Source organism: Streptomyces hoynatensis (genome assembly GCF_003626535.1).
In the GTDB taxonomy this organism is placed as follows: Bacteria; Actinomycetota; Actinomycetes; order Streptomycetales; family Streptomycetaceae; genus Streptomyces; species Streptomyces hoynatensis.
In genome coordinates, this window is the sequence record NZ_RBAL01000007.1 from 1 (window position 1) to 14,989 (window position 14,989).

General features: G+C 72.1%; 15 protein-coding genes, 1 tRNA gene and 1 pseudogene. 8 read left to right on the plus strand and 9 right to left on the minus strand.

Annotation, left to right across the window (positions count from 1 at the left end; translation table 11 throughout):
- Positions 1-726: Fe-Mn family superoxide dismutase (locus D7294_RS13910; protein ID WP_206619504.1), on the plus strand; the 726-nt coding region annotated here is incomplete at its 5' end.
- 65 nt (positions 727-791) lie between these two features.
- Here D7294_RS13910 and D7294_RS13915 read toward each other — a convergent pair.
- Positions 792-1,355, minus strand: a complete 564-nt coding sequence (locus D7294_RS13915) for a dihydrofolate reductase family protein (RefSeq protein WP_120679390.1) — start codon at positions 1,353-1,355, stop codon at positions 792-794.
- A gap of 143 nt (positions 1,356-1,498) precedes the next feature.
- Between D7294_RS13915 and D7294_RS33945 the strand changes: the two are divergent.
- A pseudogene (locus D7294_RS33945) lies at positions 1,499-1,779 on the plus strand (Tn3 family transposase); the annotation flags it as partial.
- Positions 1,780-2,454: 675 nt separating this feature from the next.
- Here D7294_RS33945 and D7294_RS31575 read toward each other — a convergent pair.
- The 3 genes from D7294_RS31575 to D7294_RS31905 all read right to left on the minus strand — a co-directional run bounded on the left by D7294_RS31575 (position 2,455) and on the right by D7294_RS31905 (position 3,761).
- Complete coding sequence (locus tag D7294_RS31575; RefSeq protein WP_147450827.1) at positions 2,455-2,973, minus strand: hypothetical protein; 519 nt, start codon at positions 2,971-2,973, stop codon at positions 2,455-2,457.
- A 306-nt stretch (positions 2,974-3,279) separates the two neighbouring features.
- Positions 3,280-3,480: a hypothetical protein gene (locus tag D7294_RS13925; RefSeq protein ID WP_120679391.1), complete on the minus strand. Its 201-nt coding sequence runs from the start codon at positions 3,478-3,480 to the stop codon at positions 3,280-3,282.
- A 104-nt stretch (positions 3,481-3,584) separates the two neighbouring features.
- Positions 3,585-3,761, minus strand: a complete 177-nt coding sequence (locus D7294_RS31905; protein ID WP_158674621.1) for a hypothetical protein — start codon at positions 3,759-3,761, stop codon at positions 3,585-3,587.
- Positions 3,762-4,176: 415 nt separating this feature from the next.
- Between D7294_RS31905 and D7294_RS31910 the strand changes: the two genes are divergently transcribed.
- From D7294_RS31910 to D7294_RS33950, 4 genes are all read left to right on the plus strand, one after another.
- Positions 4,177-4,347, plus strand: a complete 171-nt coding sequence (locus tag D7294_RS31910) for a hypothetical protein (RefSeq protein ID WP_158674622.1) — start codon at positions 4,177-4,179, stop codon at positions 4,345-4,347.
- A 220-nt stretch (positions 4,348-4,567) separates the two neighbouring features.
- Positions 4,568-5,185: a hypothetical protein gene (locus D7294_RS13930; protein WP_120679393.1), complete on the plus strand. Its 618-nt coding sequence runs from the start codon at positions 4,568-4,570 to the stop codon at positions 5,183-5,185.
- Positions 5,186-5,216: 31 nt separating this feature from the next.
- Entirely contained in the window at positions 5,217-5,627 is a 411-nt protein-coding gene (locus D7294_RS13935) for a hypothetical protein (RefSeq protein WP_120679394.1), read from the plus strand.
- A gap of 561 nt (positions 5,628-6,188) precedes the next feature.
- Positions 6,189-6,716 (plus strand): MerR family transcriptional regulator, encoded by a 528-nt coding sequence (locus tag D7294_RS33950; RefSeq protein ID WP_120679400.1) that lies wholly within the window; start codon positions 6,189-6,191, stop codon positions 6,714-6,716.
- Between the two features lie 141 nt (positions 6,717-6,857).
- Here D7294_RS33950 and D7294_RS13950 read toward each other — a convergent pair.
- Positions 6,858-6,930: transfer RNA gene (locus D7294_RS13950), tRNA-Arg, on the minus strand.
- A gap of 537 nt (positions 6,931-7,467) precedes the next feature.
- On the opposite strand from D7294_RS13950, the gene D7294_RS13955 reads away from it, so the two are divergent.
- Positions 7,468-9,189, plus strand: a complete 1,722-nt coding sequence (locus D7294_RS13955; RefSeq protein WP_120679402.1) for a carbohydrate-binding module family 20 domain-containing protein — start codon at positions 7,468-7,470, stop codon at positions 9,187-9,189.
- Positions 9,190-9,409: 220 nt separating this feature from the next.
- On the opposite strand, the gene D7294_RS13960 is transcribed toward D7294_RS13955, so the two are convergent.
- Positions 9,410-10,747 carry a low temperature requirement protein A gene (locus D7294_RS13960; RefSeq protein ID WP_120679404.1) on the minus strand — a complete coding sequence of 446 codons (1,338 nt, stop codon included), beginning with the start codon at positions 10,745-10,747 and terminating at the stop codon, positions 9,410-9,412.
- Positions 10,748-11,112: 365 nt separating this feature from the next.
- On the opposite strand from D7294_RS13960, the gene D7294_RS13965 reads away from it, so the two are divergent.
- A complete protein-coding gene (locus tag D7294_RS13965) occupies positions 11,113-11,598 on the plus strand; it encodes an Hsp20/alpha crystallin family protein (RefSeq protein WP_120679406.1) in 486 nt (161 codons plus the stop codon).
- A gap of 115 nt (positions 11,599-11,713) precedes the next feature.
- Here D7294_RS13965 and egtD read toward each other — a convergent pair whose 3' ends face one another.
- Genes egtD through egtB form a run of 3 tightly spaced genes read right to left on the minus strand, consistent with a single transcriptional unit; the run spans position 11,714 to position 14,767 of the window.
- Entirely contained in the window at positions 11,714-12,718 is a 1,005-nt protein-coding gene (gene egtD, locus D7294_RS13970) for an L-histidine N(alpha)-methyltransferase (protein ID WP_120679408.1), read from the minus strand.
- A 40-nt stretch (positions 12,719-12,758) separates the two neighbouring features.
- Positions 12,759-13,499, minus strand: a complete 741-nt coding sequence (egtC, locus tag D7294_RS13975; RefSeq protein ID WP_120679410.1) for an ergothioneine biosynthesis protein EgtC — start codon at positions 13,497-13,499, stop codon at positions 12,759-12,761.
- Entirely contained in the window at positions 13,499-14,767 is a 1,269-nt protein-coding gene (gene egtB, locus D7294_RS13980) for an ergothioneine biosynthesis protein EgtB (RefSeq protein WP_241562379.1), read from the minus strand. The genes egtC and egtB overlap by 1 nt, the downstream gene beginning before the upstream one ends.
- Between the last annotated feature and the right edge of the window lie 222 nt (positions 14,768-14,989).

Consider the following 14,989-nt stretch of genomic DNA (forward strand, 5'->3'; position numbering starts at 1 on the left):
CAACGCCACCAACTCCCCCTCAATCACCCAGACATCCCCTCCCCCACACAAACAGTGACCCTCACCACCACCGTAGCGCCCAGCCACGACACCCCGCAGCACCACCCGCCCACACCCGCATCCCACCACGCCCACGACCCGAGCCAATCAACACGCCACCCTTGCCGTAAGGAGTTCAGCAAGGCCGCCACCGGCCACTTCGGCTCCGGGTGGGCCTGGCTGGTCCTGAACCTGGAGACCCACGAGCCGGAAATCGTCACCACCCACGACGCCCAGACGCCGCTCGCCGCATCCACTGCGGCCCCGCTCCCGGCGGTCGACGTGTGGGAGCACGCCCACTACATCGACTCCCGCAACGAGCGCGCCAGATGCCTCGACGCGATCCGGAACATCGTGAACTGGAAGTTCGCCAACGAACACCTCGCCAAGCATCCCCCTGTCCCCGAGGACCAGGCCGCCCACCGCAGACGCAGAGGCAGCCGCGTCGGCCGGCCACCGGCGTTCAACCGCCAGACCCACCGCGACCGCAACCGCGTCGAGCTGCATCAACCACTTGAAGCAATGGCGCGGCCTGGCCACGCGCACGGGCAAACTCTCCCTCCCCTGCCTCGCCGGACTCCACCTCGCCAGCATCCTCATCCGGCCAAACACCTGATCCACCAGACACTCCCTGGGGCGGTGGGCTCGCCATGGCGCTTGCCTTCGTGGCGACAGCCCGCGCAGTAACGGTGGCGATGCGAGTCTGCAGGGGCCTGGGCGCCCGAAGCCCGCGCCGATCCGATGTCGAGCGCTCAGCGCTTGGTTTCGTACCTGGTCAGCACCACGCCATCGGGAAACGTCCGGGTCTCCACCAGGGTCAGGTGCACCCAGTTGTCCAGGGCTGTGAAGAAGGGCGTGCCGCCGCCGACCAGGACCGGATGCGTGACGATCGCGTACTCGTCGATCAGCCCGGCCCGCATGGCCGCCGCGGCGAGTGTGGCACCGCCGATGTCCATGGGGCCGCCGTCGTCGGCCTTGAGCCTGGTGATCTCGGTGACCGCGTCGCCGGTGACCAGGCGGGTGTTCCAGTCGACCGTGCAAGTCGTAGAGGAGAACACCACCTTCGGCATGTCCCGCCAGCGGTCGGCGTACTCGATCGTCGCCGGTGTGGCACCCGGCTGCTTGTCGGCGGTCGGCCAGTGGGAACTCATCGTCTCCCACAGCTTGCGCCCGTACAGCGCCAGGCCCGTCGCGTCCACCCGGTCGGACCACCACTGGAACAGCTCGTCGCTCGGCTCGCTCCAGCCGAGATCGTCGCCGGGCGCGGCGATGTAGCCGTCCAGGCTCATGTTCATGGCAAAGGTCAGGTTCCGCATGGCGTGAGCCTCCCGTGAGTCGGTATTCGGCGTACAGACCAGCACGGCGCGGAAAGATCATCGGTCCCGCCGCACTGCCGGCAGTGAATGCCGGCCTTATTGGGGCAGAGCCACAGTCGTGATCATCGCGACCTGCGACGGGCCACAGCGACATCGTCTTCCGCCTGCTCACCCTCGCGGGCTTCTCCTACGCCCCCCAACTCGCCGACCTCCCCGACCAGAAGATGTGGCGCATCGACCGCACCGCCGACGAACTCGTGCTGTTCAACGCCCGCTACATCGACGCCGCGTCACCCAGCTGCGCACCGACGGCGTCGATGTCCGAGGCGAGGACGTCGCCCGGCTCTCGCCGTTCGTGCGCCACCACATCAACGTGTGTGGCAGGGGGCGCCACCTTTCCCCCAGCGTTTCCGCGGGTCAGCGGGTACGACACGGGGGGTTCACGGCGACGCGGCACGCTCCCCTCGGCCATCCGGCGCATGGCCTGCGGTTTCCCGGCCCGCCATCCGCCGCCGCATGTTCGAGGCGCACCGGCTCACGGCCCACTACGACAAGCGCACCCACAGCGTTCGCCGCCGAGTGGTGCTGAGCTCGGACACGAGCGATGCCACGGCCCGCACCGCCGATGAGGCGATGCGGCCCCAACTGCCCCTCACCGCACCCGAGGTCCACGAACGGACGGGCAATGCCCAGGCCGGCCGCCCGGCAGCGTCCCGGACGCCGGCATCCTTGCCCATGGTCCGAACTCCACATCGGCCCCGAGCGTGCCCGCCCGCCGCATCCACCACGGGCTCCAAGCACGCCACCCCGCCACGGCCCCGGCGAAAGAGCTCTGACCTCGGCACATGCCCCGCCACCCGCTCGTGGGCATCCGCTTGACTTCATCCCGGGTCCCGAGCGTCCATGGTCGTGACGCCCAGCGGGCACCCTTCGCGATGCGCACGCGGCCCGCCCGGGCAACCCCGGCAGGGGACTGTCAACGTCCAGCACAGGAACGGTGAGGTCCCCCATGTCCCGCAACCACGGCAAGCGCCTGCCCCACCCGTCCACCACCGACGACAAGAAGCCCCACGCCCTGCGCGCCGTGTGGAACGCGCGACTACTCGTCCTCATCGGCTGAAGTCCACACCGGTCGATCAGTGGGCCACCCGCGCGGCCATCTGCCATCAACAAGCATGGTCGCGAGAAAATCGCTCACACCCCCCTCGAAAACGACCACTTGGGGACACTGCCAGAAGGCAATCGCCACACGCCAACCGCTATCCGCTTCGTCCGCATCCGGCGGAAGAAGCAGACATATGTCACCGTCCCAATCATGGTATGCCCACGGCACGACGCGGTCCCGCACCGCAGCGACGCGCGACGGAATCTCATCAAGCCCCTCACAGAGGACATGAAAACCTTCCCGCAATTCCTTCATAAACTCCAAAATAGGGCGAGAACCATGCGGATGCGGAATATAGAGATGCCCCGCGATGACGCCTTCGCCATATTTCTCAGCAAGCTCCTTGTAGTCTGCGGGAAGAGGATCACCCACCCACTCTTCAACATCACCCCACTCCGCCGACGCACCCGAGGAAGAGGACCGACCTGCACCCAATACCTGAGAGATATCCACCGATCAACCTCCGGAAAAAGTTCGCTTTTCATCGGCAAGCTCCGGCGCCTCACCGGCCTGGCCGTTGAGCGGCGCCCGGCCAACCGGCCATGCCCCCAGTGCGACACCCTGACGCTCGTCACCGCACTGCCCGGCGGCTACGAATGCACCCTCTGCGGCGACGAGTTCAGCGCGGCCGAGCTGGCTCGCGCGACCACGGGGCAGTTTGACCATAGCGCCGCGGCTTGAATCGACTTGTCAGTGCGCGGGCATGGGAACAGCCACGGGCCGGGGCCCCACCGCGGAGGATCACGGCGGGGCGCAGGTTCAGCGCAGCCAGGTCCGTAGCCTGCGGGCCACAAGCGCCGCCGCCACCACCAGGTGCTGGAGCGCCGCGCCCATGTCCGCCAGCACGGGCCCATCCGCCGGCCAGGCCGGATCGGGCGATCCGCTGCTCATGCAGGTGTCTGTGGTGTCGGCCACCATGGCAGCCAGCAGCACCACTCCAAAAATTTCGATCATCGTCACGACGACCGCCTCCCAAAAAAATCGACTGCCTGAGTGCTGCGCCGGCCGGCACACAGACACCGTGACACACGCCCGCGTCCCGTGGCGAGCGGCATCTCCGCAGGTCAGAGAGCAAAAAAATCCGATAGCTCGGCCTTCTGAAACCGACCGGTAGAGACGACTAGAAACTCACCGAAGTTGCCGAGCAAAACCGGGTAAGGATTGAAGCGTTTTGGATAGAAAAACGGGTTCGCCGAGCGTCCCTGCGCGGTCGAAATGGCAGTGACCTGCGCGATCGCCATGCCTCAACCGGGGTCCGCGGCGTGTCGCCCTGTTCAAAACGTCTATAGACAATCGGGCGGGTGGGCCAGGAAGAAGCTCTATACGCTTCACTGCGGCGCTATCAACACATATGTCCAGATTTCAATCGTCGATGTGCTGTCAGTCACATCTTGGTGCCCTCGGTCGCCCTCCGCTCGCGGGCCGCAACCCTACGAAGACTCGTAGAGCGCGAGCCCACACAGACCCGCGGTAACCGGCATGGCACAGACGGCCGTCGCGCGTCTTCTCGGTTCACCCGATCGGCGGCGCCTTAGGTGAATCAAGGCGGCCCCGCGCTTGGGAAGGGCCCGAGCCCTAGTAAGTAAGAGCCGCCGCGCATCGAGGCGGCTGCCGCATGCCGCGGGGGAATTGTCCCCGCCGGGGAGGGAACTCAACATGAGCAAACCGCGTTGGCCGCACGCCCGCTTCGAATTCGCCCGGCCGTCTCTCAGGCGGCTCGTCGCCGCCGCCGAACTCGGCACGTTCGCCGCATTCCTCGGCTTCCCGCTCCTGAGCGCCCTTGTCGCCCTGCCGGCCGTCCTGCCGGTCCGGCGGCGCCGCGGCTGACCGCAGCGCGCCTCGGACACGCGAACGCCCCGCCGGTCATGGCGGGGCGTTTCTTCCGCTTCACCGCGGCTGGGTCTGCATCGTGAAAGACCACCGACCAGACCGGTCACAACCTGATCACGCTATGCACAACTGCCGTACACGAACCCGCGATTACCGCCACCATCGCACCACCCCCCACACACCCATACCCGCACGCATAAACCCACAGGGGGCACCCATGACCACGCCGCCCGACGACCGCTCCGGCTGGCCCACCTTGCAGCGCCCAGCCGACATGCCGCCCACCTACCCGGCCCCGGCCACCCTGCCCGCCGCGCCTACCCCGCCCTCCAAGCCGAAGCGCGGCCGCCACATCGTCACCCACGTGGTGACCGGCGCCGTCTGCCTGTTCCTCGGCGTCGGCATTGGCGCCAGCGGCAGCGGCAGCGGCAGCGGCGACGACACCTCCGCCAACTCCTCCCCGTCAGCCAGCGCGCCCGCCGAGGAGACCCCGGACGAGGAGGAGCAACCCGCAGCCGAGCCGGCCGACGACGAAGCGCCCCCGGCCGACGAGGAAGACGCGACCACCGAGGAAGAGCCCGAGGAACCGGCCGGTCCCGCTACCTCGTTCAGCGACGGCACCTACCTCGTCGGCGAGGACATCCAGGCCGGCGAGTACGTGACCGATGGGCCCGGCGACGGCGACTTCGACATCTGCTACTGGTCCCGCAACTCCGACAGCAGCGGCGAGTTCGAGTCGATCATCGCCAACGGCACCCCGACCGGGCCGTCGAGGGTGACCGTCAACGAGGGCGAGTACTTCGAAACCACAGGCTGCTCCTGGGAACTGTCGTAATAACGGTCCGGCCCAATCACAGGAAGAAGCCATGACCGACGACAGCTCGCAGCCCGAACCGGAACCGGCTCCCCAGCCAGCCACCGCGACGGCACGGCCACGCAAGACGCTCACCCGCTCCGTCATCGCGACGGCTGTCGTGGCCATCGCCGCCGCAGCGTTCACCGTCGGACGCGCGACCGCACCGGACCAGTCGGGCGGACCCGCGAGCGCCGACTGCAGCGACGCCCAAGCCTCTTTCAACGACTACATGGACGAAGCCAACCAGCACATGACCGCTGCTGCACGCGGCGGCCCCTACGCAGCCGAGAGCCGCGAGCGAGGGCTAACCAGCGTCAGCATCGCCTCCAACATCGTTCAGCAGAACCAGGCTGCTTCTCTGCCGCCGAGCGCGCGCAGGCCCAAACGATCCTCGACCAGGTCAACCGCTGCCGCGGGTTGACCTACTGGCCGCCGGACGGCCTGCCAACACTGACCATCGCGGCAGGTGGATGCGATGGGTGAGGAGCCGCCCCGGGTGAGGGCCCCGGGCGGCACACCCTCACCGCCGCCTACGCCACGGCCGCTGACTCCGGTCCGGACCCGACGGCCCCAACACCACATCCGGGTCCGGCCCCGTCCGCCGACGCCGCGCCGTCGCCACCAGACTGCCCAGCATCAACGGGCCGCCGATCCACAGCGGCCACCACCGGCCGGAGAGCACCGCGAAGAACAGCCCAGCAAACCCCACGGCGAACACCCCGGCGGCGGCGTCCGATCCACGATCCCTCACCATCACAACCCCCACACATCGGTGCCCACACCGTAGAGGCAAGCCCGTCCGCACGGGAGGTAGTTAGGCACAAAGAAGCAGCTGGCCGCGTACTCCGCCGACGGGGCAGACACCCCCGCTTGACCTGCTGATCTTCAAAGCGCACAATCCCGAACAGCGCCACACGTGTGCCCACAATCACCCAAGCCCCCGCCGCCGCGGGGGCTTCGGCATTCCCGGGAGGTGGCAGCCATGCACGAAGTCGCGTACCGCAACGACGCCCAGGGCCGCGTGTGGTTCACCATCGCCCAGGCCGCAGCCTTCACCGGGCGCGCCGTACAGACGATCTACAGCTGGGAACGCCGCCACATCCTGACCAACCCCAGGCACGACGAACACGGCCGTCGGATCTACTCCCAGCAGCAGATCGCCGCCGCAGAGCGCACCGTTCGCGCGCGCCACGCCGCAGCTCGCCAGCCGCGGCGCCTGAGACCGGGCCGCTCCGCCACCTCACGTGAGGTTCGGCGCGACTGGCGTAGTGGATCAGCTCAGATCGCGCCGTTCGGCGCCAAGACTCGGTCAAGGCGCCTCCTCCCCGCCCCTTCCGGGGGCGGGGAGTTCTACGTTTCATGCAGATGCCCCCCGCCGACTGACGCGGCAGGGGGCATCCCCGCGGCGGCCGGTCTCCCCACCGGCTCACGCGCGGGCGTGCTGGGCGTGGATCAGGGATGTCGCGTGGGGAGTCGGCATCCGCCCAGGCAGCACTGTAGGCGTGTATAGGCCACGAGTTCACGCGATTCGCAACCGCGCCCCTGCGACCTCGTGGGGATGTGGACTCTATGTGGACTCCGGACCCGAAAGAGCCCCCCTGTTCGAATTAACAAGGGGGCTCTCCAGCGTTCTGACCAGCTATCTATCCGGTGCCCCCGGCAGGATTCGAACCTGCGACACCCGCTTTAGGAGAGCGGTGCTCTATCCCCTGAGCTACGAAGGCGGGATATGCGACGACCGGGCCGGGTGGCCCTGCCGCCCCGGACAGTGTAGCGGGTGGGAGCCCGGGGTCGCCTGGCGGAAGCGGGCAGGCCGGCGGGCGGGAGGGGCGAGCGGGCGGAAGGCAAGTCGGGCGGGTGGCAAGTCGGGGCGCGGGGCGCGGAGGCGGGGACGGGCTGGGTGGGGCCGGGGCAACGGGGCGGTGGGAGTGGGGAGCGGGGCGGTGGGAGTGGGGAAACGGGAGCGGTGGGGGTGGGAAACGGGGAGCGGTGGGGGTGGGGTCCCGGTCGGCCGGGCGCGTGGGGCGTTGCGGCCCTCCGGTCGACCGGGGTACGGGCAAGCTAGCACTCTGCAAGAGATTGCGTAACGGGTTGCGGGCCCGCTACGCCAATGCTTTCGGGCCTTGCGCGAGTCCTTGACCGGTCGGCGAGGCGGTTCTACGGTCTCGGACTGCAAGAGATTGCAGCAAGAGGCACGGCGCGTTGCCTCTCTGTGGCTGTTCCCCCTGTGCAACCCCCCACCTTCCGTAGCAGGAGGCGTCATGCGCAGTAGTCCATGGAGAAGGCTCGGCAGCGCGGCCCTCGCGGGCCTGGTGGCCGCCGTCGGGTCCGTGGTCGCTCTCACCGCCACCGCCGCCCCGGCTCCCGCCGCACCGCCCGGCGGCCGGGACGTCACCGCCGTTCTGTTCAACTGGAATTTCGACTCCGTCGCCCGCGAGTGCACCGAGCGCCTCGGGCCCGCCGGGTACGGGTACGTGCAGGTCTCGCCGCCCCAGGAGCAGATTCAGGGCAGCCAGTGGTGGACCGCATACCAGCCGGTCAGCTACCGGATCGCGAGCCGGCTCGGGGACCGGGCGCAGTTCGCGAACATGGTCGACACCTGCGCCGCCGCCGGGGTCGGGGTCGTCGTGGACACCGTCATCAACCACATGACCTCGGGCAGCGGCACCGGCACAGGCGGCTCCGCCTACACCAAGTACCACTATCCGGCCGCCTCCTGGGGCGATGCCGACTTCCACACCTGCCGCACGAACATCGGCAACTACCAGGACCGCTTCAACGTGCAGAACTGCGAACTCGTGGGCCTGGCCGACCTCGACACCGGCAGCGACCACGTCCGTCAGCGCCTCGCGGACTACCTGAACGACCTGCTCTCCCTCGGCGTGGCCGGCTTCCGGATCGACGCTGCGAAGCACATCGCCGCGGCCGACCTGGCCGCCATCAGGTCGCGGCTGACCGACCCGGACGCCTACTGGAAGCAGGAGGTCATCTACGGCGCGGGCGAGGCCGTCTCGCCCGAGGAGTACCGGGCCACCGGCGACGTGCAGGAGTTCCGCTACGGCCGGGACCTGAAGCGGGTCTTCGAGAGCGAGAACCTCGCCTACCTCGCCAACTTCGGCGAGGGCTGGGGCTACCTGCCCAGCGAGGGCACGGCCGTGTTCGTCGACAACCACGACACCGAACGCAACGGCTCGACGCTCACCTACAAGAGCGGCGCGGCCTACACCCTGGCCAACGTCTTCATGCTGGCCTGGCCCTACGGCTCCCCCGACGTGCACTCGGGCTACGAGTTCTCCGACAACGACGCCGGCCCGCCGAACAACGGGCGGGTCGCCGCCTGCTGGCAGGACGGCTGGAAGTGCCAGCACGCCTGGCCCGAGATCGAGAGCATGGTGGCCTTCCGCAACGCCACCGGCGGGCAGCCGGTGGGCGACTGGTGGGACGACGGCGCGGACGCGATCGCCTTCGGCCGCGGCGACCGGGGGTTCGTGGCGATCAACCACGAGAGCTCCGCGCTGACCAGGACCTTCCAGACCTCGCTGCCCGCCGGCGGCTACTGCGACGTGCAGAGCGGCACGGCCGTGACGGTGGACGGCTCCGGGCGGTTCACGGCGACGCTCGCGCCCGACACGGCGCTCGCCCTGCACGTCGGGGCCCGCGACTGCTCGGGCACGGGCACGCCGGAGGCGGCGGGGGCCTCGTTCGCCGTGACGGCGGAAACCCAGTGGGGCGAGAGCGTGTTCGTCGTGGGCGACCGGCCCGAGCTCGGCGGGTGGGACCCCGGGGCGGCGGTGCCGCTCGGCTCCGGGACCTACCCGGTGTGGCGGGCCGAGGTCGCGCTGCCTGCGGGCACGCGGTTCGCGTACACGTACGTGCGCAGGTGGGAGGGCCAGTCCGGGGTGACCTGGGAGTCCGGGGCCAACCGGGTGGCCGTCGTGCCGAGTTCGGGGCGGGTACGGCTCGCCGACACCTGGCGCGGCTGAGCCGGCCCGCGCCGGCGGGCGGCCCCGCGGCCTTCCGTGGCACCGCCCGCACCCCGTGGGACCGCCCGCACCCCCGCGGGGCCGAGCAACCCCCGTGGGGCCGCCCGCGACCGCCGTGGGGCCGCCCGCGACCGCCGTGCGGCGGCCCGCGGCAGGGGTGTGCCCGGCCGCCCGCGGATCAGCGCGGTCGAACGGAGCCGCGGGCGGCCGGGCCGTGGCCTCAGGCGGGCGAGGTGGGGTGCCGGGCGGGAGGCAGGGTGGGGCGGGTGCGCAGGCGGCGGCGGTGGGCGGGGGCCTCGGCGGCGACCGAGGCGGCCAGCAGGGCGGCCAGGGCCGCCGGGACGGTGGCCGCGGGGCCGTGCCCGGCGAGCGGCAGGAGGCCGAGCGCGCAGCCGGCCGCCGCGACGCGGATCACGACCACCCGCTCGCGCGCCCCGGTGAACGCTCCCCGCACCAGGGCGGTGGAGACGAGGAAGAGCGCGACGCCGGCGACGACGCAGACGTCGGCGGCCCGGCGCCCGTGGGGGTCGGCGCCCGCCACGGCCGCGCCGACGGCGCCTCCGGTCAGGGCCAGGCCGAGTTGCAGGGGCAGGTGCCCGAAGACGTACACGTGCAACAGGCGGCCGCCGTAGGCGAGTTCGGCGTGGCCGTCGGGCCTGGAGCCGCTGGCGCTGAAGTAGGACCACCACAGCCCCGCGCACAGGGCGAAGGCGGCGGCGCCGGTGACCGCGGCCGAGGGCGCCGTCCTGGCCTCGACGAGGCCGCCGGTGAAGCCGAGCACCGTCTCGCCGAGCACGATGATGCTGAAGAGGCCGAAGCGTTCCCTGAGGTGCCCGGCGTGGTGCCCGGTCTGGGCGACGCGCCGGCCGGCGACCAGCGGGATGGACAGTTCGACGGCCATGGCCAGGCCCCAGGCGAGGTGGCGGGCGGAGCCGGCGAGCAGGAGGAGGCCGCCGAGCCAGAGCAGGGCGGCGCAGACGGAGCCGAGCAGGAAGGCGGCCAGCACGCCCCGCACGCGCGCGTTGTGCCTGGTGTCCCAGGCGTAGAGGGCGGCCACGCCCGCGCGGGCGCACAGGTAGGAGAGGACGAACCCGGCGTCCGCGCCCTCCTCGTGGCCGACGCCCCCGGTGAAGACGGCCATGCCCGCGACGGCGGCCAGGCCGGCCGTGCCGATGAGCCGGTGGGCGGTGGTGTCGCGGTCGGTCCGGTTGGCGCGCACGGCGAGCAGGACCCAGGTCCACCACAGCGGCACGAAGAGCGCCGCCGCGTCGGCCACCGCGTCCAGGGAGGGGTGGACGCGGATGCGGTGGGTGACCTGCCCGACGGCGGCGACGAAGACGAGGTCGCCGAACAGCTCGAACCAGGAGGCGCTGCGCGGCGGGCCGGGCAGGGGCGCGTGCCCCCGCGGCGCGGACGCGGCGTCCCCCGGGGACGCGGGAACGCCGCCGGGCGCGGGGTCGCCCGCCGGCGCGGGGTGGGGCACCCGCGCGGGGTCGGGCACCGGAGCGGAGTCGGGCACCGGAGCGGAGTCGGGCGCGGGCCCGGACGGGGATGGCATGAGCCGGAGCCTAGAAGGGTGGCCGGGCCGGCGGGAGAGGAGGGCCCGGGCGGGGCCGAAGGGCGGCGGGCGAGGGCGGGGCCGAAGGGCGACCGGCCCGGGCGGGGCCGAAGGGCGACGGGCGAGGGCGGGGAAAGGCAAAGGCAAAGGGCGGGGCCGTACGCCGCGCCGTTGCCCGGGGGAGGCGAGCTGCTGCCGGGCCTCCGGGCCCCCGGCCTGCCGTTTCGGCTCGGGCATGGCGACCCCGCGCGCCGGTGACTACGATCGGAAGGGATATTCGTCCCTATAACGGGCGAAATGTTACGAAAACTTCCGAATATTTTACGCGCCGTGCGCGCTCGCGCACGGCAGGGAGGCGGAGCACCATGACTCTTCCCCTGCGACGCCACCGGCCCCTCGTCGACGGCCGGCGCGGATACGGGCGTGACCCGTTGTCCGAGTTCGACGACCTCTTCGAGCGGATGGGCTCGCTGCTGTCCAGCGTGGCCCCCGCGACGGGCTTCGGCCCCGAGGGCGGCTGGGCGCCGTTCGCCGATCTGACCGAGACCGACGGCGAGTTCGTCATCGAGTGCGAGGTGCCCGGCATCCGCCGCGAGGACATCGACATCCAGCTCAGCGAGCGGGAGCTGACGATCGGCGGCGAGACCCGGGAGGCCGAGCGCGAGGGCAAGCTGCACCGCGGCACCCGGCGCACCGGCCGGTTCGAGTACCGGACGGTGCTGCCGGGGCAGCCGGCGGTCGAGGGCGTGAGCGCGACGCTGGAGGAGGGCGTGCTCACCGTCCGCATCCCGAAGGCCGACACCGCCTCGGTGCGGCACATCGAGATCCAGGAAGAGGGCGGCAAGGGCTGATCCGGGGGCCCGCCGGGCCCGGTCACCCGGCCGGGCCCGGGCTCCCGGGCCACCGCACGCCCGGCCCGCAGGCCGTCGCCGGCGCGGCCCTCAGCCCGTCGCCGGTCCGGCGCCCTCAGGTCGTCGCCGGCGCGGCCAGCAGGACGGCGAAGCGCCGCTGCGGCTGGTCGGTCCACCAGCGTTCCAGGGTGAAGCCGGCCGCGGCGAGTTCCTCGCCCAGCCGGTCGTGGCGGAACTTCACCGAGATCTCCGTGCGCAGCTCCTCGCCGCGGCCGAAGTCCACGGTCCGGTCAAGGGCGGGGATCTTCACCGAGTGCGCCACGCGGGCCCGCAGCCGCATCTCCACCCGCTCAAGCGCCGGGTCCCAGACCGCGCGGTGGTCGAAGGCCCCGGGGTCGAAGTCGGCGTCGAGCTCGCGGTTGATGATGACCAGCAGGTTCTTGTTGAACTCGGCGGTGACGCCCTGCTCGTCGTCGTAGGCGCGCACCAGCCTGCCCGCGTCCTTCACCAGGTCGACGCCCAGCAGCAGCGCGTCGCCCTCGACGAGTTCCGCGCGCAGCCTGGCGAGGAAAGCGGCCCGCTCCTCGTCGCCGAAGTTGCCCAGCGTGGAGCCGAGGAAGGCGAGCAGCCTGGGCCCGCTCTCGGGCGGCGGCAGCGGCAGCTCGTTCTCGAAGTCGGCCACGGTCCCGGTGACCCTGAGCCTGGGGTACTCGCGCGACAGGGCCTCCCCCGACTGCCCCAGGGTGGTGGGGCTGACGTCGATGGGGGCGTAACGCTCCAGGGTGCCCGCGTCGTTGAGCGCGTCCAGGAGCAGCCGCGTCTTGCCCGCGGAGCCCGCGCCCAGCTCCACCACGGTGCGGGCCCCGGTCAGCTGCGCGATCTCGGTGGCGTGGGCGCGCAGCACCATGCGTTCCGCCCGGGTCGGGTAGTACTCGGGCAGCCGCGTGATGCGGTCGAAGAGGACGCTGCCGTGGGCGTCGTAGAACCACTTGGGCGGCAGGGCCTTGGGGGTGGCGCTCAGCCCGGCGGCGACGTCGGCGCGCAGGGCGCGGGCGAAGTGGCCGGCGGGCAGGCGGTTTTCGACCGTGTAGTTCTTCGAGTCGTGGGTCGCGGAGGGCATGGCGGGTCCTTTCACTTCGGGTGCCCGGGGCCGGGCCGGTTCACAGCGGCGCTATTTCCGCGGTGCGCTGGGTGGTGAGCAACAGGGACCGGTCGGGGATTTCCTGCCAGTCGGGCTCGCCGGGGACGGGTTCTGAGGCGACGGTCACCTGGTCGCCGGCCTGCCGGTACCACAGGGAGTCGCCGTGGCGTACGGCGGCGATGGCGTGGCCGTCGGTGAGCAGAAGGTTGAGGCGGGCGAGGGGGCGGGCGCCGCGGGTCCTGCGGACCACCTCGGCGAGGGCCTCGGCGGCGGGCTCGCCCGCGGTCAGGCGGCGGGCGATCATCACCCACAGCAGGGCCGAGTCCGATCTGGCCTCCATGCTGAGGAGTTCCGCCGCGCTCAGCTCCTCCTCGCTGTCGTGCGGCAGCGACTCCCAGCCCTGGACCTCGCCGTTGTGGCTGAACAGCCAGCGCCCCAGCGCGTAGGGGGCGACGGCCGCCTCGTCCAGGCTGGTGCCCGGGCTCGCCGAGCGCACCGCCGCGAGCACGGCGCCGCTGTGCAGCAGCCCGGCGAGGACCGGGAGGTTGGCGTCGGCCCAGATCGGCACCGCGCGGCGGTAGCGGACCGGGCCCGCGCCGTCCTCGGGCGGGTACCAGCCGACGCCGAACCCGTCGGCGTTGACCCGGCCGTCGGCCTGCAGGCGCGGCGCGAAGGACTGCGCGTACAGGCTGTGCGCGGGCTCGGTGAGGACGTCGGCGAGCGGGCGGGGCGGCCCGAGGTACGCCAGGTGGCGGCACATCAGTGCGGCTCCGCGTCGCGGCAGGTGCGGAAGCCGGCGAAGATCTGCCGCCGCACGGGCAGGTCCCAGTTGCGGAACGTGCCCCGGCAGGCGACCTCGCCGGTGCCGAAGGAGCCGCCGCGCAGCACCTTGTAGCCGGCGCCGAAGAACACCTCGCTGTACTCGCGGTAGGGGAAGGCGACGAAGCCCGGGTAGCCGGTGAACTCGCTCGACGTCCACTCCCACACGTCGCCGATCAGCTGGCGCGCCCCGCAGGGGGCGGCGCCCTGCGGGTAGGCCCCGGCGGGCGCGGGCTGCAGGTGCCGCTGGCCGAGGTTGGCGTGCTCGGGCCGCGGCGGCTCGTCGCCCCAGGGGTAGCGGCGGGTGCGGCTGGTGGCCGGGTCGTGGCGGGCGGCCTTCTCCCACTCCGCCTCGGTCGGCAGCCGCCGCCCGGCCCAGCGGGCGTAGGCGTCGGCCTCGTACCAGCTGACGTGGAGCACGGGCTCCTCGGGGGGCACCACCTCGGTGCGGCCGAACCTGCGCCGCAGCCAGGTGTCCCCGGCCCGGTGCCAGTAGCCGGGCGCGGCGATGCCGGTGCGCTGCCGGTGCAGCCAGCCCTCGGGGTGCCACCAGCGGGGGTCGTCGTAGCCGCCGTCGGCGATGAAGTCCTGGTAGGCGGCGTTGGTGACGGGCGTCGTGTCCAGCCAGAACGACCGGACGTGCACGGGGTGCGCGGGGCGCTCGTTGTCCAGGGCCCAGGGCTCGCTCGCGCCGTCGGTGCCCATGGCGTACTGCCCGCCGGGGACGAGGACCTCGCGCGGCAGCCGGTGGGCGCCGGCCGGGGCGCGGCGGGGGGCGGGGGCGTCGAGGACGGCGGGGCCGCGGCGCAACTGGTGGGTGGCGAGCATCGTCTCGTCGTGCTGCTGCTCGTGCTGGGCGATCATGCCGAAGAGGAACAGCGGGGAGCCGTCGGCGTGGGCCGGGTCGGCGAGGACGTCGAGGGCCTGGGCACGCACCTGGGCGAGGTACCTCCTGGCCTCGGCGGGCGGCAGCAGCGGCAGGGAGGGCCGTTCGGCGCGGGGGTGGCGGAACGCGTCGTAGAGGTCGTCGAGTTCGGGGCGCAACGCCCGGCGGCCGCCGGCCTCGCGGACCAGCCAGATCTCCTCCTGGCAGGCGATGTGGGCCATGTCCCACACGAGGGGGGACATCAACGTGGAGTGCTGGGCGGTCAGTTCGCCGTCCGGGAGGCAGTCGGTGAGGGAACGGGTGCGGCGCCTGGCGGAGACCAGGGCGGCCCTGGCGCGTTCCTGGGCGGGCGAGTGGGGCGGCTGCGGGTGGCCGGGGGCGGCGGCCTCGCGGACGGGAAGCCCGGCGAGCCTGGCGGCGAGGGCCCGGGCGCGGCTGCCGGCCGCGGGGCGGGACCCACGGCGGGCACCGGCCGGGGGCGGGGAGGTCGGGGGCGGGGAGGTCGGGGGCGCGGTCGGGGGGGCGACGGTCTGACCGGTGGGGGC